The organism is Lentibacillus sp. JNUCC-1, assembly GCF_009741735.1.
Lineage (GTDB): Bacteria > Bacillota > Bacilli > Bacillales > Amphibacillaceae > Lentibacillus_B.
On record NZ_WHOH01000003.1, the window covers coordinates 182,506 to 201,897 of the forward strand.

At 44.5% G+C, this 19,392-nt stretch carries 17 protein-coding genes, 1 pseudogene and 1 riboswitch; all 18 genes and pseudogenes read left to right on the plus strand.

The window, feature by feature from the left end; translation table 11 throughout:
* Positions 1–37 precede the first annotated feature (37 nt).
* The 18 genes and pseudogenes from JNUCC1_RS11275 to JNUCC1_RS11360 all read left to right on the plus strand — a co-directional run bounded on the left by JNUCC1_RS11275 (position 38) and on the right by JNUCC1_RS11360 (position 19,307).
* A complete protein-coding gene (locus JNUCC1_RS11275; RefSeq protein ID WP_156645606.1) occupies positions 38–1,108 on the plus strand; it encodes a DUF3048 domain-containing protein in 1,071 nt (356 codons plus the stop codon).
* A gap of 18 nt (positions 1,109–1,126) precedes the next feature.
* Positions 1,127–1,417: a YerC/YecD family TrpR-related protein gene (locus tag JNUCC1_RS11280; RefSeq protein WP_156645607.1), complete on the plus strand. Its 291-nt coding sequence runs from the start codon at positions 1,127–1,129 to the stop codon at positions 1,415–1,417.
* Between the two features lie 537 nt (positions 1,418–1,954).
* Positions 1,955–2,569 (plus strand): CalY family protein, encoded by a 615-nt coding sequence (locus JNUCC1_RS11285; RefSeq protein ID WP_156645608.1) that lies wholly within the window; start codon positions 1,955–1,957, stop codon positions 2,567–2,569.
* A gap of 108 nt (positions 2,570–2,677) precedes the next feature.
* Entirely contained in the window at positions 2,678–3,547 is an 870-nt protein-coding gene (tapA, locus tag JNUCC1_RS11290; protein WP_197431719.1) for an amyloid fiber anchoring/assembly protein TapA, read from the plus strand.
* Positions 3,547–4,113 carry a signal peptidase I SipW gene (sipW, locus tag JNUCC1_RS11295; protein WP_156645610.1) on the plus strand — a complete coding sequence of 189 codons (567 nt, stop codon included), beginning with the start codon at positions 3,547–3,549 and terminating at the stop codon, positions 4,111–4,113. Before tapA ends, sipW begins: the two co-directional genes overlap by 1 nt.
* A gap of 27 nt (positions 4,114–4,140) precedes the next feature.
* The gene (locus tag JNUCC1_RS11300; RefSeq protein ID WP_156645611.1) at positions 4,141–4,782 is read left to right on the plus strand and encodes an LPXTG cell wall anchor domain-containing protein; all 642 of its coding nucleotides are present in this window, start codon (positions 4,141–4,143) and stop codon (positions 4,780–4,782) included.
* 102 nt (positions 4,783–4,884) lie between these two features.
* Positions 4,885–4,973, plus strand: a riboswitch (cyclic di-GMP riboswitch).
* A gap of 17 nt (positions 4,974–4,990) precedes the next feature.
* Positions 4,991–5,131, plus strand: coding sequence for an anti-repressor SinI family protein (locus JNUCC1_RS19045; RefSeq protein ID WP_331713761.1), 141 nt, complete (start codon positions 4,991–4,993; stop codon positions 5,129–5,131).
* Positions 5,132–5,491: 360 nt separating this feature from the next.
* A complete protein-coding gene (locus JNUCC1_RS11310) occupies positions 5,492–6,172 on the plus strand; it encodes a heptaprenylglyceryl phosphate synthase (protein WP_156647092.1) in 681 nt (226 codons plus the stop codon).
* A gap of 18 nt (positions 6,173–6,190) precedes the next feature.
* A pseudogene (gene pcrA / locus JNUCC1_RS19050) lies at positions 6,191–8,406 on the plus strand (DNA helicase PcrA).
* An 18-nt stretch (positions 8,407–8,424) separates the two neighbouring features.
* Positions 8,425–10,428 carry an NAD-dependent DNA ligase LigA gene (gene ligA / locus JNUCC1_RS11320; RefSeq protein ID WP_156645613.1) on the plus strand — a complete coding sequence of 668 codons (2,004 nt, stop codon included), beginning with the start codon at positions 8,425–8,427 and terminating at the stop codon, positions 10,426–10,428.
* Positions 10,429–10,441: 13 nt separating this feature from the next.
* On the plus strand, positions 10,442–11,569 hold the full coding sequence (locus tag JNUCC1_RS11325; protein WP_156645614.1) for a CamS family sex pheromone protein: 1,128 nt from the start codon (positions 10,442–10,444) through the stop codon (positions 11,567–11,569).
* Between the two features lie 111 nt (positions 11,570–11,680).
* The gene (gene pruA, locus JNUCC1_RS11330) at positions 11,681–13,231 is read left to right on the plus strand and encodes an L-glutamate gamma-semialdehyde dehydrogenase (protein WP_156645615.1); all 1,551 of its coding nucleotides are present in this window, start codon (positions 11,681–11,683) and stop codon (positions 13,229–13,231) included.
* A gap of 226 nt (positions 13,232–13,457) precedes the next feature.
* Positions 13,458–14,723: a helix-turn-helix domain-containing protein gene (locus tag JNUCC1_RS11335; protein ID WP_156645616.1), complete on the plus strand. Its 1,266-nt coding sequence runs from the start codon at positions 13,458–13,460 to the stop codon at positions 14,721–14,723.
* Between the two features lie 12 nt (positions 14,724–14,735).
* On the plus strand, positions 14,736–14,876 hold the full coding sequence (locus JNUCC1_RS11340; RefSeq protein WP_156645617.1) for a hypothetical protein: 141 nt from the start codon (positions 14,736–14,738) through the stop codon (positions 14,874–14,876).
* Positions 14,877–15,129: 253 nt separating this feature from the next.
* Positions 15,130–15,420 (plus strand): Asp-tRNA(Asn)/Glu-tRNA(Gln) amidotransferase subunit GatC, encoded by a 291-nt coding sequence (gene gatC, locus JNUCC1_RS11345; RefSeq protein ID WP_156645618.1) that lies wholly within the window; start codon positions 15,130–15,132, stop codon positions 15,418–15,420.
* Positions 15,421–15,432: 12 nt separating this feature from the next.
* A complete protein-coding gene (gene gatA, locus JNUCC1_RS11350; protein WP_156645619.1) occupies positions 15,433–16,902 on the plus strand; it encodes an Asp-tRNA(Asn)/Glu-tRNA(Gln) amidotransferase subunit GatA in 1,470 nt (489 codons plus the stop codon).
* Entirely contained in the window at positions 16,902–18,332 is a 1,431-nt protein-coding gene (gatB, locus tag JNUCC1_RS11355; RefSeq protein ID WP_156645620.1) for an Asp-tRNA(Asn)/Glu-tRNA(Gln) amidotransferase subunit GatB, read from the plus strand. Before gatA ends, gatB begins: the two co-directional genes overlap by 1 nt.
* Positions 18,333–18,398: 66 nt before the next feature.
* Entirely contained in the window at positions 18,399–19,307 is a 909-nt protein-coding gene (locus JNUCC1_RS11360; protein ID WP_156645621.1) for a diacylglycerol kinase, read from the plus strand.
* Positions 19,308–19,392 lie beyond the last annotated feature (85 nt).

The following is a 19,392-nucleotide window of genomic DNA, read 5'->3' on the forward strand; positions in this document are numbered from 1 at the left end:
AGAGACAGGCATTGACTTTTCGAAAAGGTGGAAACATATGAAACAACATTGGCGCATATGGACCGTCGTTCTGCTCGTTTTGCTTACGCTTACTGCATGTTCTGAAAATGAAGAAACAAAAGAAGCCGAACCGAATAAAACAAAGGACAGTGGTGTGACAACCAAAGAGCCGCCTGAAGAGGAAGCGGGTTATGACAATGTCTATCCTTTTACAGGCATTGGTACGAATGAAACTGTTAACAATCGGGCGGTCGGTGTCATGATTAACAACCACACCAAAGCGCGTCCGCAATCAGGGTTGTCCAAGGCTGATATTGTGTTTGAGATTCTGGCTGAAGGAAAAATCACACGTTTTCTTGCCCTTTTCCAAAGTCAGGAGCCTGAGGTGGTTGGACCTGTGCGCAGTGCGCGGGAATATTACTTCAACCTGGCTGACAGCTATGATGCTCTGTACGTTTACCATGGTGCGGCTGGCTTTATAGACAATATGATTCAAAAGAGGGGTATTGAACATTTGAACGGTGCGATCTATGATAACGATCAGCATTTGTTTAAACGGGAAAGTTTCCGCAAAGCCCCGCACAATTCGTATTTACTCTTTAATGCGGTGGATGATGTGGCCGCTTCTAAAGGGTATGCGACTGAGCATGACTATGAGCCGCTGCCTTTTCTTGATGAAGCAGCTTCAGGTGAAATCCCTGGGGATCAAGCTGACCATGTAGAGATTGTTTACTCCAATACCCCGATGGAAATTGTAGAATTTGACTATCAGTCAGAAGAAGGCACATATACCCGTTTTAATGACCGCGAACAAACAGTTGAATTGAACGATGAAACACCCATTTCCGTGGAAAACGTCTTTATCGTAGAAGCCCCGCATCAGATCATCGATGACGCAGGCCGCCGAGCCATTGATCTGGATTCAGGCGGCAACGCTTTTTTAATCCAAAAGGGCAAAATACAGCGAATTCAGTGGGAAAACCGCTCAGGGCGTCTTATTCCAGTTAAGGACGGCAATCCAGTTGGCTTTGTTCCTGGACAAACATGGGTCAATGTCGTTCCGGCCAACCCAGGCATTGAACAATCGGTGCATATTTCAAACGAATAAATCTCAGGAGGTGCCGGCATGCAAATTGATAAACTGCGCGGTGAACAACTCGATCAGTTATTTGAAGCCATCCTGTCCCTTGAAACGAAAGACGAGTGCTATCGTTTCTTTGATGACTTAGCCACCATGAACGAAATCCATTCATTGACTCAACGCTTTCAAGTGGCAAAAATGCTTTCAGAAGGCCAAACCTATCAAGCGATAGAGGATCAGACCAAAGCTTCAACCGCAACCATCTCCAGAGTACGCAGATGCCTCAACTACGGCAGCGGCGGCTATGAGATGACGCTTGAGAGAATGGAAAAGTAACAGATAAACAGATGAATCAGATCAGGACACCGAACGGGAGGTGTTCTGGTCTTTTTTTATGGTCTGCTTTGAATGAAAGTTTCTGAGCACATGATCATAAAAACGAGATGGAAAACATACCAATAACAGGGTTGAGGTTTATAGGGATGTATCTGTTCAGACAAATTAGTAGAGATTATGTTAAGTGTTCTTTAAAAAAAACGAAATACTGCGTAAAACAAAGGAAAGGAAAGAGGAACACAGCAAATCGTACGTTATAAAGCACATTTGCCTGTTTTTGACGTTTTCAATAAAGAACAAAATCAAGTACACTTCAGTTATCGTTCTCAACTAAGAGCATAGACCCAGTTAAAAAGAACGAATTGCTGGTGGCGCTATTACATACGAAAGGCGGGTGAATGTATCCGGGGGAAACTTTAAAAAAATAAAGCAGTTATTGATGCAGCAGTCGTTGGAGTATGAAATGAATCAGGTATTTCAAATGTGGCGAAAAAGTGTTGTCACACATCATATTAATAATCGGGGAGGAATTTTTAAATGAGTATTAAGAAAAAGTTAGGTATGGGCATTGCAACGGCAATATTGGGTGTCAGCTTGGTTGGCGGTGGAACGTTTGCTTATTTCAGTGATGAAGAAGTTTCAAACAATACTTTTGCAGCGGGAACATTGGATTTGGCTGTGAATCCAACAACTATAATTGATGTTGACAACCTTAAACCGGGTGACTGGATGAACCGTACATTTAAATTGGAGAACAATGGATCACTTGATATCTCTGAAGTGTTCATTCACACAGACTATACAGTCAATGATTATCATGGCGATAATACAGAGGATATGGGTAAACATATTCGTGTTAACTTTCTGAAAAACGAAGATAAAAATGGTGTTCTTCAACCAGAAGAAAATGTCATTGTATCAAGAACATTGGCTGAGCTGCAAGGCGACATGCCAGATGCTGTCAAAAACCAGATCTGGGCTTGGTTTGGCTGGGGAGATGAAGCGAGTGGCATGAAGGCGGGTACTTCTGATGACCTTTATGTCGAGTTCGAATTTGTGGACAATAATAATGATCAAAACATGTTCCAGAAAGATTCACTGGAACTTAAGTGGACATTCGAAGCACATCAAACAGATGGTGAAAGCAGATAAATCATTCAGAGAGGGGATCCCCCCCTCTCGTTTATAACGATTCATAAGACAAAAATTTCTGATTTTCTTTTTATGAATCGTCATAAGCACAGAAAGGCGGGAGCGGGCATGCGGAGTAAACGCGTTATTAAATTCGGAAAGAAAAATCGTCTGTTGATCATTCTAATGAAAACAAGCTTCATTTTCTATCTGGTCTTATTCACAGCGGGTTACATGATTTCAAGTACGACTGCCCACTTCTCCAGCACAACACAGATCAGCCAGCAGGTCGCGACTGGGACATGGAGCATATGGGATGGAAGTGATCTGGCATTCACTGAGGTGATTGATCAAGCTGAGGTTTCTTGTCCAGCGGAGATCACAACCGTGATCTCTAACAAGGGTGAGGGGGCTATGGAAGACACAAGCTTATATGAGGTGTATTATTCCGAAACCGGGAATCCGCAAGAAGATGGAGCAGCGGTAGCACTTAATGCGGGTGAAGGGATCATTGATGTTCTCGAAGCTGGTGAGATGGCTGAGCTTACATATGAGACAGATCAACCCGGCTTTTACCAGTTCGTTATTCATCAGCGTGAAGATCATCCTAGAGATGCACAGGTCTGGAGCGAAAAGATTGAAGTCATCTGTGAAACCGAGCCAGAACCTGAGGAAGAAGAACCACCAGCCACTGAAACTGACAAACAGGAAAACGAAACAGATGAAGAGCCTGAAAAAGCAAAGCAAAAAGAAAAACAACCAGAACAGCCTGAGGCAGAAGGGGAAACAGACCACTCAGAAGAGATAGAAGGAGAACCTGAAAAGAAGCAGAAAACCAAGGAAACAAACTCAGAGCAAGATTCAGCTAAAGATGAGGCTAAAAAGGAAAAACCATCAAATGACGATAAAAAGAGAGAGCAAAAGTCACCAGGCACTAAATCAGACCAATCAGAACAAACTGAGGAGCCTGCTGGTGTGAAAGAGGAGGAACCATCTTGATGAAAAAGCGGAAAGTGATGAAATGGGTCAATAATATTGTAACAACTGTATTGTTTGTGCTGCTCATCAGTGTCGCCACCATGGTGATGGTGACCAAGATTTCGGGCGGAGAGCCTGAAATGTTCGGCTATCAGCTTAAGACTGTTTTGTCAGGATCCATGGAGCCCGGTATTCAAACAGGATCAATCATTGCTGTCAAGCCTGGCGGCGATATGACACGATTCAAAGCGAATGACGTTATCACGTTTCAGGAAGAAGACGGTAAGCTGATCACCCACCGCATAACAGAAGTTCAAAACAGTGGTGACCATGTGATGTACCGGACCAAAGGCGACAACAATAATGCTGAAGATTCCAGCCCGGTATTATCCGGAAATGTGGTAGCAGAATACACGGGATTCACCGTTCCTTATGTTGGTTACCTTGTCAACGCCATTCAAACGAAGAACGGCGCATTCTTTATGCTGATCCCTGGTATCCTGATGTTGATTTACTCCGGATTCGTTATCTGGAAAGCGTTATCGGAACTTGAATTGAAACAAAAAAGAAACCAGGAATCATCTTAAACGGGCGTTGTAAAAGGAGGGGTCGGGTTGAAAAACATCTTATCGGTATGCACGATGCTGGCATTAGGGATCTGTGTTTTGATGCTGCCGGGACATACAGCTTTTGCGGAGACGGAAGAGAGCAGAGATGTTGTGCTGGACCTTTCTCCCAGTGGCTCTCTATTTAATATTGAAAATATGAAACCTGGTGATTGGGCGCCGAGAACAGTGACGGTTGAAAACAACGGATCTCAGAATTTCAGTTATACCATGCAGCTGAAAAATCAGCCATCAGATTTGTTGTTTGATGAATTATGGCTTGAAATTAAACAAGACACAGATGAATTGTACAATGGAAAACTCGCGGATTTTTCAAAGGTTACGGGCAGCTTGCAGTCAAAATCACAGGAAACGCTGGATGTCACCATCCGCTTTCCGGAACATTTGGGAAATGAATTTCAGGGCCTTAACACTTCCTTTTCTTTTGTCCTTAAAGCAGAAGGAGATGCCATAGCAAGCGGAACAGATACCGCCTACATTGATGGTATGATCGACAGCGGCACATCTGGTTTTAAACTGCCGTACACAGCAACATCCATGTTCATGTTTTTACTGGCAGGTCTTTTGACCCTGGCAGCTGGTCTGTTCATAGCAGTCTATCAGAGGAAAAGAGCCCTCAAAGCGGGTTAACGGGAATTATCGTCACAAACGTGACAAAACTAGTACACGATTGACAAAAGAAGACAGAAAATAAACATCCTTTCTATAGTATAATAGTCTCAGTAGAACATTCCCTGACAAGGGCAAACTCATTGAAAAATGACGACGCAAAATCACAGGTCTAATGTTTAACTTTACACGATGACGGCTGGATTTCCAGGGGATATGGGGCGGGAATGTGGAAAAGGTAACTTACAAACATGTATACGATGAAGAATGGGTCGAGCTGTTAAGGGAAGCCAAAGCGTTCGGGCTGACGCCCAAGGAAGTGAGGGCATTTCTGAACCGTGACAAAGAACCACAAGATATTATATGTTAAATAAAACAGGTGCAAACAGAAGGCCAATTCTTGTTTGCACCTGTTTTTTAATGTACAGAAAAATATTAGTGCCGTCACTGTACGTTCTTGCTTATGCTTTTCGGGGGTGAGCAAGACGCCTGCGCTTTTGATTCCTCCAGCTCCGGCGCCTACCCCCTCGAGTCATAAGCAAGAACGCTCCGTGGCACAGACCGCCACTGCACGTTCTTGCTTATGCTTTTCGGGGGTGAGCAAGGCGCCTGCGCTTTTGATTCCTCATAAGTTATCTGTGAAAGATATCAGGCACCCCAAACAGGTGCTTTTTTGTTATAATGAATGAACGTACTACAATGATGGAGGCGTCAGCTGTTGAACTATGCAATGAATGAGTGGAAACATATATTTAAGCTGGATCCGGCGAAAGAGATTTCGGATGAAGCGCTGGATGCGGTGTGTGAATCGGGCACTGATGCGGTCATTGTTGGCGGAACAGATGATGTGACGCTTGATGGTGTGCTTGATTTGCTGTCGCGCATTCGCCGTCACACTGTGCCGTGCATTCTGGAAATATCCAATGTCGAATCAGTGACACCGGGCTTTGATTACTATTTCATCCCGATGGTGATGAACAGCCAAGATAAGAAATGGATGATGGATGTTCAGCACGAAGCGATTAAAACGTTCAAGCCGATGATGAACTGGGAAGAGATTATGATGGAAGGCTACTGTATTTTAAATGAAGATGCAAAAGCCTTCACACATACGAACTGTCTGATGCCGGATGAAGACGATGTTCTGACCTATGCTTATATGGCAGAGCGGATGTTTCGTTTGCCGATTTTTTACATGGAGTACAGTGGTACATATGGGGATCCCGGTCTGGTGGAGCGGGTCAGCAATGAATTGGATGAAACCCTTTTGGTCTATGGGGGAGGAATTATAACACCAGAGCAGGCACAAGAGATGAAGACCTATGCAGATATCGTCGTGGTCGGCAACAGTTTATACACGAATTTAAAACAGGCCCTTAAAACGGTTAAAGCCGTTCAGGGTATGTCATAAAGGAAGGTGTGTGATCAAATGCATGAATTACTGAAAGGTTTGAATAAAGAGCAGCAGGAAGCTGTTCAGCATACAGACGGTCCTTTACTGATTATGGCAGGGGCTGGAAGCGGCAAGACGCGTGTGCTGACACACCGAATTGCTTACTTGCTCGATGAAAAGGATGTCGCCCCGCGCAATGTGCTGGCGATTACGTTTACCAATAAGGCGGCCCGTGAAATGAAAGACAGGGTGGCACGCCTTGTCGGTCCGGAAGGCGCATATATGTGGGTCTCCACCTTTCATTCGATGTGTGTGCGTATTTTAAGACGGGATATCGATCGAATCGGGTATAACCGCAACTTTTCAATACTGGATTCAGGGATCAGCTGTCGGTCATTAAACAAATTCTTAAAAACCTTAATATCGACCCGAAAAAATTTGAGCCGCGGGCGATGCTCGGGCAGATCAGTTCTGCCAAGAACGAACTGATCACACCTGAAAAATACAGCGCGGAAGTTGGCAATTTTTATGAGCGTCAAGTGGCGCAAGTCTATGAAAACTATCAGAAAACATTGCAAAAGAATGAGGCACTCGATTTCGACGACCTGATCATGCAGACGATTCAGCTGTTCAACCGTGTGCCTGAAGTGCTTGAGTACTATCAGCGCCGTTTCCAATACATCCATGTGGACGAGTATCAGGATACCAACCATGCCCAGTACCAGCTCGTGAAGCTTCTGGCAGCGAGGTTTCAGAACCTGTGTGTGGTCGGCGATTCCGATCAATCGATTTATCGCTGGCGAGGTGCGGACATCCAGAACATCCTAACGTTTGAAAAGGATTATCCGTCGGCAGAGACGATCTTTTTGGAGCAGAATTACCGGTCGACGAAAGCGATTCTTGAAGCAGCAAACACCGTTATAGACAACAACACCGGCCGCAAGCCAAAGAATCTGTGGACAGACAATCCCAGCGGCAAAAACATTCATTACTATCAAGGATCCACTGAACAGGAAGAAGCGTTCTTTGTGACTGAAAAGATTCAGGAACTGACAGGATCAGGCGGATTCACGCCTGCAGAGATCGCCATTTTATACCGGACAAATGCGCAGTCCCGTGCGATTGAGGAAACACTCATGAAATCCAATATGAACTATCAGCTGATCGGCGGCACCAAGTTCTATGAGCGCAAGGAAATCAAGGACATGACCGCGTATTTGCGCCTGATCGTCAACCCTGATGATGACATCAGTTTCGAACGGGTGGTGAACGAGCCCAAGCGGGGCATCGGTGCTACATCGATTGAACGGCTGCGGGCCTATGCGAATGCACATGATATTTCTTTGTTTACAGCGACAAAAGAAGTGGATTTCACAGGTGTTCCGAAGAAGGCAGCTCAGGCACTGGCAGAATTCTCAGGCCTGATCAAATCCCTGTCCCAGCAACAGGAATTCCTGACAGCAACAGACATGGTGGAAGCGGTTCTGGAGCGGACAGGCTATGAAACGATGCTGAAAAATGAACGGACCATTGAAGCCCAATCACGTCTTGAGAACCTGGAGGAATTCATGACCGTTACAAAGTCATTTGAAGAATCCAGTGAAGATAAAACACTTGTGGCCTTTTTGACAGACCTCGCTTTGATTGCGGATATTGACCGGGTTGATGCTAATGATCCCGATCATGAAGAAAAAATTACGCTCATGACGCTGCATTCAGCTAAAGGCCTGGAATTCCCGGTTGTCTTTTTGATTGGAATGGAGGAAAACGTCTTTCCCCACAGCCGGTCAATTTTTGATGAAGAAGAGCTAGAGGAAGAGCGCCGTCTTGCTTATGTCGGTATCACCCGAGCAGAGCAGGAGCTATACATGACAAATGCGAAAATGCGTACGCTATATGGCAGGACGAATATGAACCCGATCAGCCGGTTTATCAGTGAAATACCGGAACATTTAATCGAAGGCATAGAAGAAGCCCAACAAACGATGTTCGGCAGCCGTTCTTCGCAAACAGGCAGCGGGTTCGCCCCCGAAAAGCCCAAACCGAAACGCGCCGCTAGAAAAGTACGAACAACCGGAGCAGAATCAGAAGTTTGGGCACCCGGAGATAAACTGAATCACAAAAAATGGGGAACAGGTACGGTGGTGAAAGTCCAGGGTGAAGGCGATGCAATGGAATTGGATATCGCTTTTCCTGCGCCGACCGGTTTGAAGCGTGTGCTGGCTCAGTTTGCCCCGATTACAAAGCAGTAAGGAGTGACATGGCAAAAAATGAACAAACAAGATGCAGAAAAAGAAATCAATCATTTGCGGGAGTTGCTTAGACAGTATAACCATGATTACTTTGTGCTGGACGATCCATCAGTAACTGACGCAGAATATGATCAAACCATGCGCCGGCTGCTTGATCTGGAAGCGGAATACCCGGACCTCGTCACACCGGATTCACCTTCCCAGCGTGTGGGTGCGGAGCCAGTTGACGCGTTTGAAAAAGTACAGCACCGTGTGCCGATGCTCAGCCTCGGCAATGCCTTTAACGAACAGGAACTCAGGGATTTTGACCGCCGTGTCCGCCAGGGTGTCGATTCAGACATCACCTATGTCTGTGAATTGAAGATTGACGGGCTGGCAGTGTCTCTGACATATGAAAATGGACAATTCGTCCGCGGGGCAACACGAGGAGACGGCACAACAGGTGAAGATATAACAAGCAACCTGCGCACGATCCGGTCGATACCGCTAAAAGTCAAGGATCAGACAACGATAGAAGTGCGCGGTGAAGCGTTTATGCCGCACAAGTCTTTTCTAGGCCTGAACAAAGATCGGGATGAACGCGGTGAAGAGCCGTTTGCGAATCCGCGTAATGCGGCAGCGGGATCTCTGCGTCAGCTTGATCCGAAAATTGCTGCCCGCCGCAATCTGGATATCTTCTTATATGGTGTAGGCGAATGGGAAGACGGTGAGCTCGAAGCACACAGTGAACGACTGGATTATTTAAAGTCACTCGGATTTAAAACCAATCCCGAATGGAAGAAATGTGCCACCATTGATGACGTCATTGATTATGTGAACAAATGGACGGTCGAACGCCCAGAGCTCAATTATGAAATTGATGGCATTGTGATTAAAGTTGACAATCTTGAACAGCAGGAGACATTGGGCTACACTGCCCGCAGCCCGCGCTGGGCGATTGCTTATAAATTCCCTGCTGAGGAAGCTGTGACCACTCTGACTGGCATTGAACTGAGTGTGGGACGCACCGGTGTCGTGACCCCAACAGCGATTTTGACCCCTGTCAAAGTTGCAGGGACGACTGTGCAGCGGGCGTCACTGCATAATGCTGATTTTATCGAGGAAAAAGACATCCGGATTGGGGATGCTGTTGCGATTAAAAAAGCAGGCGACATTATTCCGGAAGTCATTCGTGTGATTATGGAAAAACGTGCGGAAGATGCTGAACCCTACGCCATGCCTGATGACTGTCCAGCATGCGGCAGTGAGCTGGTTCATCTGGAAGATGAGGTTGCACTCCGCTGCATCAACCCGGATTGTCCGGCCCAACTTCAGGAAGGGCTCATCCATTTTGTCTCAAGGGATGCCATGAATATAGACGGACTGGGTGAGAAGGTCATTGCACAGCTTTTCAAAGAGAAGCTTGTTCAAACCATATCCGATATTTATCGGCTACAAAAACCTTCCTTATTGGAGCTGGAGCGGATGGGCGAAAAATCAGCCACAAACCTATTGAATGCCATCGAAGTGTCCAAAAATAATTCTTTGGAAAAATTGCTTTTTGGCCTCGGGATCCGTTTTATTGGCGCCAAAGCCGCAAAGACCCTTGCTGCACATTTTCGGACAATGGATGCTCTTTCGGAGGCAACTTACGATGACTTGGTTGCTGTCGATGAAATCGGAGAAAAAATGGCGGATTCAGTCGTACGCTATTTTGCCGAGCCACATGTAACAGAATTGCTTGAAGATCTGAAACAGCTGGACGTCAATATGATCTATAAAGGGCCTGAGCTCAGTGCGCCTGAAGCTGATTCACCTTTTAATGACAAAACAGTTGTTCTGACCGGGAAACTGGAGAATTACACACGGAATGAGCTTAAGGAAACAATCGAAGCTATGGGCGGATCTGTCACAGGCAGTGTGAGTGCGAACACTGATATTGTCATTGCCGGAGAAGCAGCCGGATCAAAATATGAGAAAGCACGTGAATTAGGGATCGACATTTGGGACGAGACGAAACTCCAAGACGTCCTGAATGCATAGGGAGCGACATAATATGAAAAAACTCGCAATCGGCATCATGAGCCTGTTCCTTGTTGTGACAGGCTGTGTACCGAATATGAATCAAGAAGAGGAAGTCGTGGAAAAAGAGGATGAACCAAAGGAAGAACCATCGATCGTTACAAGTTACCAGTTAAACGAAGAAAACTACCGGACCATTTTGCCATACAAAACAAGCGCGGCGCGTGGTGTGATTACAGATCAGGTAGCCAATCGTGTCGATATTGATGAAATGGAAGAAGGGCTCAAGCGGCTTTCCAAATCACACTTTGATCCGGAGAAGTACTTTTTTAGAGAAGGACAGTACTTGTCAAATGTCAAAACATTAATTGACCAATTGAACCCGGATAAAGACCCATTTGACGATAAAGAAGATGTAAGTCTTAAAGCGAAGGCAGATTATCAGAAAGAAAACCCACGCTATTTGTCTCATATTCTGGAGCAAAACTTTCTAAAGAAAAATGAAGATAATACTGTAGAAGTCGTTGGTGTATCAATCGCCCTCGCCCTAAAGTCTGTCTACCATTTTACAGTCGATGGTCACCAATACTCCAAAAAGCTGGATAAGAAAAAAGCACTTCAGGCCGGAAAAGAAGACGCCCAAGCCATTCTTGAAGAATTGCGCAAAAACGAAGAACTTCAAAACGTACCAATCATGATTGCTTTGTACCAAGAAGAAGACCAGGCCTCACCTGTACCGGGAAACTACGAAGCCGTTACCTATGCTGAGCCGCCCGGAAGAATGGTTGGGGATTGGGAACAGGTCAAGGAAGAAAATATTTTATTCCCTTCCAAAGAAGCTGAGGAAAAATATTTTGATGATTATCAAATGATGAAGCGTTTTGGCGAGGGCATTGCTGAATTCTTCCCAAACTATGTCGGATATGTCGGTAAAGGGTTTTATATCGATGAGAATCTAAAACAGTTGAATATCGAAATACCAATCGAGTTTTACGGCAAAGGTGAAAGTGTTGGGTTCACCCAATACGTATATGGACTTGTTAAAGAAACATTCGGCACACAGTATGATTTGCAAATTGAAGTCACATCAGAAAATCGAACAGAAAGTCTCATTTACCGAAAAGCAGGTGAAGATGAACCAAACGTATATATTACCAATTGAAAACGCATTTAATTGAAGTACTTAATGAAATACGTTAAAATATAGAGTGGAAAATGACTGGCCTAATCTACTTGAGCTGGTTTATAGATCAACAAGGGGAGGTTTTAAAAAATGGTCGTACCTTATAAACACGAACCGTTTACAGATTTCACAGTTGAAGAGAACAAACAAGCTTTGTTGAAAGCGATTAAAGCCGTTGAGGCAGACATGGGCAAAGAATACCCGCTGATCATTGGCGGCGAGCGCATTACAACTGAAGATAAAATTGTTTCAGTCAACCCTGCCAACAAAGAAGAGGTCGTTGGCTATGTTTCAAAGGCTGATAAAGATTTGGCTGAAAAAGCCATGCAAGTTGCTGATAAAACGTTTGAAACATGGAGAAAATCTGACCCGAAATTCCGTGCAGACATCCTTTTCCGGAGTGCTGCCATTATTCGTCGTCGTAAAGCTGAATTTACAGCGCACTTGATCAAAGAAGGCGGGAAACCTTGGAAAGAAGCCGATGCCGACGTTGCTGAAGGCATTGACTTTCTGGAATATTACGGCCGTCAAATGCTTGAATTGAAAGATGGCGTACCAGTCAACAGCCGCCCAATTGAATCTAACCAGTATCATTATATTCCGCTTGGCGTCGGTGTTGTAATTTCACCTTGGAACTTCCTATTTGCGATTATGACAGGTACAACAGTTGCTGCCATGGTTACAGGCAACACTGTGCTTCTGAAACCGGCAAGCGCTACACCGGTTATTGCTTATAAATTGATGGAAGTTCTTGAAGAAGCAGGTATGCCAGCAGGGGTCATCAACTACATCCCTGGCCCAGGCAGCGAGGTTGGCGACTATCTTGTAGACCATCCGCGCACCCGCTTTGTCAGCTTCACTGGCTCTCGCGATGTCGGCACACGCATCTTTGAACGTGCGGCCAAGATTCAGGAAGGCCAGAAGTGGCTGAAGCGCACTATTATTGAAATGGGCGGTAAGGATACAATTGTTGTAGATAAAGAAGCTGATCTGGAGTTAGCAGCTCAGTCAATCGTTCAGTCAGCATTCGGATTCTCAGGCCAGAAGTGTTCAGCATGTTCACGTGCCATCATTCACGAGGACGTGTATGACCAGGTGCAGAACCGTGTTGTTGAATTGACAAACGAATTGACAGTCGGCAACCCAGCAGATGAAAACAACCTATACATGGGTCCGGTTATTGACCAGGCAGCCTATGATAAAATTACCGGGTATATTGAAATCGGTGAAAAAGAAGGCGAATTGCTTGCCGGCGGTAAAGGTGACGACTCCACAGGCTGGTTCGTAAACCCAACTGTATTTGGCAACTTGGACCCTGATGCACGTATTATGCATGAAGAAATCTTCGGACCTGTCGTTGCGCTTGCTAAAGCGAAGAACTTTGACGAAGCCATCGAGATTGCGAACAATACAGATTATGGCTTGACTGGTGCTGTTATCACGAACAACCGTGAACACCAAGAGCAAGCACGCCAAGACTTCCATGTCGGTAATCTGTACTTTAACCGTGGCTGTACAGCCGCAATCGTCGGCTATCACCCATTTGGCGGATTCAACATGTCAGGAACAGATTCCAAAGCTGGTGGCCCGGATTATCTGATCCACCACATGCAAGGCAAGTCAACATCTGAAATGCTATAAGCTAACAACCAAATAACTTTAAAATGCCCCTTGCAATAAATGTAAGGGGCGTTTTCATAACCGATTTTCATAGATATAGGAAAGTAGGAAAGTTTTCAACGGGTTTAAAGGGGTTTATACCCCCTGACTTTCCCAATAACAGCCCATTAAATCTATGTTATGATAGATATACAGGAAAGTTAAGGAAAGTTCACCCGTCAAGAATTCAAAAGAGAGTGTGAACGCGATGGGAATAGGAGCAAAAATTAAATGGACACGCCTTGAACAGGGCATGACCCAGGAAAATCTAGCTGAAGGCATCGTATCCATGTCTTACCTGTCAAAAATAGAAAACGAACGCACCACTCCAAGCGTGGACATCGTTGAAATGTTATGTGCCCGACTTGGGATAGAAGCAGATGTCGACGTTGATGAGCGTTTGCATGAAAAAGTTCTTGAATGGTGTTCTTTATTAAGAGATATGCAAAACAGAGACAAAATTAAATACTTATACGAAGAAATTGTACAAATGCTGAGCATCAGCAGACTGAAAGCACATTTATTGTTTGAAATTCATCAGATTAAATATTACTTGATTTTTGCAGAGTATGATGAAGCGCTGGTTCAAATCAATAAACTAAAAAAAATTGATGATAGTTTTGATCTGCTTCAAAAATATTACTGGTATAAATTTAGAGGCAACTACTATTCACTTACTGGAGACCATGTAGAAGCTCTCAGGTTATATGAACTCGCTGAAGAAAATATGAAGCGGATGGAATTAGAAGATGAGGAAGTCGCCGATACGCAATATACAATTGCAGTTTCTCATAGCAAATTGCGGCAAACCTTGGAAACTATTGAGTATACAGAACCAGCATTAGATGTTTATCAAAAATCTTATAATTTCACTAGATGTGCACATTGTCATATTTTATTGGGAATCGCATATAGACGACTAAAAATGTATGATAAGGCAATTAAAAACCAGAATCTGGCAAAGCATTTGGGTGAGATGGTTAACAATAAACAAATTATACAGTTGTCCAATCAAAATCTTGGTTATTTACACTCAGTGCAAGGGAATCCAACCGAAGCCATTAACCATTATGAGGAGGTAGCATTCGCTGATGATGTACAACTTATTGAGAAAATAGCGGCTACCACAGCTCTCATTAGGGAATACCATAGTCTTAATAAATTAAAAGAAGCCAAAGAAATGATTAAAAAAAATAAGGAATTACTTGATACAAATATGTATAACGACGAATATAAGTATTTTTACTTTACAACCTACACATATGATTATGCGTTAAATGATGAGATAGAAAAGTTCGAATCAATCATTAAAGACGATTTCTTACCTTATCTGCGCAAAAATAAGGATTATGCAAACCTTGTAACTTATACAAGAATGATAGCTGATCATTTCGAAAGCCAGAAGAAATATAAGGAAGCATCTAAGTATTACAAGCTTGCTAATGTGAATTATGAGGAGCTTGTTGACATATAAAGGGGGATATAAATGAAGAAATTTGTTGCAGCAATTTTGCTGGGGTCCATGCTGACAGTTGCATTGTCACTAACAACAGGCCATTACACGGATCAAACGATTGAGCGTGAACCGCCAATCATCATTCAAGATGGCGTTACCACCGCTTCATAGCCTATGAAGTGCTGGTAGTAGTTTTTTTACCCTATTACTATATGATGTTTTTGCCTGAAATAGCTGTTGCTGTTTCAGGTCTTTTTTTGCTCTGGGATGCGCTGTGCGACTGTCAATAGTTGCTAAAGAGGCGTTCATTCTGCTATTATCAATAGTGTTGCATCAGTTTTTTTAGCGGAAAACTGATAGGTGATACAGTTATTTGGTTAAACTGTCTATAAACGATTAAACATAATAAATGGAGGTGCTGTTCATGGCTCATATTACTCGGGATCAAGTCATGCACGTGGCCGACTTGGCGAGGCTTGCGATCACTGAAGATGAAGCAGATGTCTTTGCTAAAGACCTGGACAATATTATCAGTTATGCTGAACAGTTAAATGAATTGGATACAGAAGGTGTAGAACCGACAACGCATGTACTTGATTTGAAAAATGTGATGCGGGAAGACGAAGCGAAAAAATGGGAACACCGTGACGCCGCTCTGGAAAATGCACCTGATGCACATAACGGTCAATTCAAAGTACCATCAATCCTGGAATAGGGAGGGACAACGATGTCATTATTTGATTTAAGCTTTAAAGAACTTGAAGAGAAGTTACATACCAAAGAAATCACAGCCCAGGACCTTGTCGATACGTCTTACAGCAGAATTCAGGAAGTTGACAGCAAAGTCCAGGCTTTTTTATCCCTGAATGAAGAACAAGCACGGGAAAATGCCCGCAAACTGGATGAAAATGGGCATGATGCACAGGCCAAGTTATTTGGTATTCCTGCAGGCATTAAAGATAACATTGCCATTCAAGGTCAGCCATTAACGTGTGCCAGCCAATTTTTGAAAAACTTTAACGATCCTTTGTATGACGCAACAGCTATCCAAAAGCTAAAGCATCATCAGTCGGTGACAATCGGTAAATTAAATCTTGATGAGTTCGCCATGGGCTCATCCAACGAGAATTCCAGTTTTACACCAACACGTAATCCATGGGACCTTGAGCGCGTGCCAGGCGGTTCAAGTGGTGGCAGTGCAGCATCTGTTGCAGCTGGTGAAGTCTTGTTTGCCCTTGGATCTGACACAGGTGGCTCTATCAGACAGCCGGCCTCTTTCTGTGGTGTTGTAGGTATGAAACCGACATATGGCCGTGTGTCCCGTTACGGACTGGTAGCCTTTGCTTCTTCACTTGATCAAATTGGTCCCATCACACGCCGTGTTACCGATAACGCCCGGGTTCTAGAGGTGATCGCAGGACATGACAAGATGGATGCGACCAGTGCAGATGTCGAAGTTCCTGATTACACCTCTTCTTTGAACGGAGACATAAAGGGTTTGAAAATCGCTGTTCCAAAAGAATATTTGGGTGAAGGTGTTTCCGAAGAAGTCAGAAATACGATTTTAAACGCCTTAAAAACGTATGAATCCATGGGAGCGACATGGGAAGAAGTATCCCTGCCCCACTCAAAATATGCGGTTGCAGCCTATTACTTATTGTCCTCATCAGAAGCATCAGCCAACCTCGCCCGTTTTGACGGTGTCCGGTATGGTGTACGTTCCGAGAAAGCTGAAAACATGATTGATATGTTTAAAATGTCCCGCAGTGAAGGGTTTGGCGATGAAGTGAAACGCCGGATCATGCTTGGAACATTTGCACTCAGCTCCGGGTATTACGATGCGTATTACAAAAAAGCCCAGCAGGTTCGCACGTTGATCAAACGTGACTTTGACGAAGTGTTGGCCAACTATGATGTAATTGTTGGACCGACCGCACCGACAACGGCTTTTAAAATCGGGGAAAAAATAGACGATCCGCTGACTATGTATGCAAACGACATTTTAACCATTCCTGTGAACTTGGCCGGAAACCCGGCATTGTCCGTTCCGGGTGGATTTTCGGAGGATGGCTTGCCAATTGGCTTGCAAATCATTGGACGACCATTCGCTGAAGGAACCGTCTATGAAGCGGCTTATGCCTATGAACAGGCGACAGAATTTTGTCTTAAAAAGCCTCATCTTGGAGGTGACGCATAATGAACTTTGAAACGATTATCGGACTTGAAGTCCACGTTGAACTCAAAACCGATTCTAAAATCTTCAGCTCGAGCCCGAATGCGTTTGGCGATCAACCGAACAGCAATGTGAACCCGATTGACCTTGGGTATCCAGGAACATTGCCGGTTTTGAACGAGGAAGCTGTGAATTTTGCCATGAAAGCAGCTATGGCGCTTAATTGTGACATTGCGACAGATACGAAATTTGACCGGAAGAATTATTTCTATCCGGACAACCCGAAAGCCTATCAGATCTCGCAATTCGATAAACCGATCGGCGAAAATGGCTGGATTGAAATTGAAGTTGGCGGGCGCAAAAAGCGCATCGGCATTACCCGTCTGCACTTAGAGGAAGATGCCGGTAAGCTGACACACGGTGACGATGGTTATTCACTTGTTGACTTCAACCGTCAGGGCGCACCATTAATTGAAATTGTCTCAGAACCCGACATGCGTTCACCGGAAGAAGCGTATGCCTACTTGGAGAAATTGAAGAATATTATCCAGTATACTGGTGTCTCTGATTGTAAGATGCAGGAAGGCTCACTGCGCTGTGATGCGAACCTTTCCTTGCGTCCAATTGGTCAGGAGGCATTCGGAACCAAGACGGAATTAAAGAACCTAAACTCGTTCACTTTTGTGCAAAAAGGTCTTGAATTTGAGGAAAAACGTCAGGAAAAAGAACTTTTATCAGGCGGTGTCATCGGTCAGGAAACCCGCCGCTATGACGAGAAAACAAAAGAAACTATTCTAATGCGTGTTAAAGAAGGTTCAGATGACTACCGTTATTTCCCGGAACCAGACCTTGTGCCGTTATATATTGATGAAGCATGGAAAGAACGGATCCGTCAGTCCATTCCGGAATTGCCGGATGCCCGTAAACAGCGGTTTGTTGAGGAACTTGGGTTGCCGGAGTATGACGCAGAAGTCTTGACCAATTCCAAGGAAATGGCTGACTTCTTTGAAGGGGCCGTTGCAGAAGGCGCCGATATTAAGCAAGCGTCCAACTGGCTGATGGGCGAGATCTCAGGCTATATGAACAAACATCTTAAAGAATTGAATGAGCTTGCGATTACCCCTGAATCACTTGGCAAGATGATCAAGTTAATCGAAGACGGCACCATTTCATCCAAAATCGCAAAGAAAGTCTTTGCTGAGCTTGTTGAAAAAGGTGGCGATCCTGAGAAAATCGTTAAGGAAAAAGGTCTTGTACAGATTTCTGATGAAAGCGAATTGACCCCGATCATTACGAAGATTCTGGATGAAAATGAACAATCCATTATAGACTATAAAAACGGTAAAGACCGGGCTCTTGGATTCCTGGTTGGACAGGTCATGAAAGCAACTAAAGGCCAGGCCAATCCGCCTATGGTCAATAAAATTCTCAAGCGAGAAATGGATCAACGGTGACATGGGAGGAGCGGCTGCTGAACAAACCGGCAGCCGCCGCTTATGTCTGAAATTGGAGGGATCTTTTTGAAACGAGCCCGTGTTATATATAACCCTACATCAGGGCGAGAGTTACTTAAAAAGGAACTCGCACATGTGCTTGAGCAGTTGGAAATCGCTGGGTATGAGGCAAGTGCCCATGCCACCATTGGGGAAAGTGATGCCATTCATGCGGCGCGAACAGCTGTGGAGCGGAAGTTTGATCTCGTGGTTGCTGCTGGTGGTGATGGCACGATTAACGAGGTCATTAATGGGATCAGTGAACAGGAATGGCGGCCTAAATTGGGCATCCTTCCAGGCGGAACGACCAACGACTTTGCTAGAGCCTTAAATATTCCCCGCGATATTAAAAAAGCACTTGAAGTGATTGTGGCCGGTGAAACGATGAAACTGGATGTGGGCCGTGTGAACGAGCAATATTTCATTAATATCGCAGGCGGCGGCAAACTGACAGAACTCACCTATGATGTGCCCATTAAACTGAAAACCATGCTGGGCCAACTGGCGTATTATATGAAGGGGATTGAGATGCTGCCCTCACTGAAACCGATTCGGGCGCGGATCGAATACGATGGAAACGTTTTTGATGAGAACATTATGCTGTTCCTCGTGTCCAACTCAAATTCAGTGGGCGGTTTTGAAAAACTCGCTCCGACTGCAAAACTGAATGATGGTTATTTTGACCTCATCATTTTGAAGGAAGCTAACCTTGCTGAATTCATTCGAATTGCGACACTGGCTTTACGTGGTGCACACCTTGAGGATAAGCACGTGATCTACACCCAAGCAAAGCATATCAAAGTGGACACCGAAGAAAAAATGCAGCTCAACATCGATGGTGAATACGGCGGACTTTTGCCAGGTGAATTTATTAATCTGCAAGAACACATTGAATTCTGTGTCCCAACTTCATTTATCGAAAAACAAAACACCTGACCGGGGTGACTCGGGCGGGTGTTTGATGTTGTTTTGAGTTTTTTGCCCCAGCATGAGATATGATAAGATATACATCATACACGTA

Bases quoted from the DNA above. Each gene is read 5' to 3' on its own strand.
- JNUCC1_RS11275 (WP_156645606.1), top strand. From the start codon at position 38: ATGAAACAACATTGGCGCATATGGACCGTCGTTCTGCTCGTTTTGCTT.
- JNUCC1_RS11280 (WP_156645607.1), top strand. From the start codon at position 1,127: ATGCAAATTGATAAACTGCGCGGTGAACAACTCGATCAGTTATTTGAA.
- JNUCC1_RS11285 (WP_156645608.1), top strand. From the start codon at position 1,955: ATGAGTATTAAGAAAAAGTTAGGTATGGGCATTGCAACGGCAATATTG.
- tapA (WP_197431719.1), top strand. From the start codon at position 2,678: ATGCGGAGTAAACGCGTTATTAAATTCGGAAAGAAAAATCGTCTGTTG.
- sipW (WP_156645610.1), top strand. From the start codon at position 3,547: ATGAAAAAGCGGAAAGTGATGAAATGGGTCAATAATATTGTAACAACT.
- JNUCC1_RS11310 (WP_156647092.1), top strand. From the start codon at position 5,492: ATGAATGAGTGGAAACATATATTTAAGCTGGATCCGGCGAAAGAGATT.
- ligA (WP_156645613.1), top strand. From the start codon at position 8,425: ATGAACAAACAAGATGCAGAAAAAGAAATCAATCATTTGCGGGAGTTG.
- JNUCC1_RS11325 (WP_156645614.1), top strand. From the start codon at position 10,442: ATGAAAAAACTCGCAATCGGCATCATGAGCCTGTTCCTTGTTGTGACA.
- pruA (WP_156645615.1), top strand. From the start codon at position 11,681: ATGGTCGTACCTTATAAACACGAACCGTTTACAGATTTCACAGTTGAA.
- JNUCC1_RS11335 (WP_156645616.1), top strand. From the start codon at position 13,458: ATGGGAATAGGAGCAAAAATTAAATGGACACGCCTTGAACAGGGCATG.
- JNUCC1_RS11340 (WP_156645617.1), top strand. From the start codon at position 14,736: ATGAAGAAATTTGTTGCAGCAATTTTGCTGGGGTCCATGCTGACAGTT.
- gatC (WP_156645618.1), top strand. From the start codon at position 15,130: ATGGCTCATATTACTCGGGATCAAGTCATGCACGTGGCCGACTTGGCG.
- gatA (WP_156645619.1), top strand. From the start codon at position 15,433: ATGTCATTATTTGATTTAAGCTTTAAAGAACTTGAAGAGAAGTTACAT.
- gatB (WP_156645620.1), top strand. From the start codon at position 16,902: ATGAACTTTGAAACGATTATCGGACTTGAAGTCCACGTTGAACTCAAA.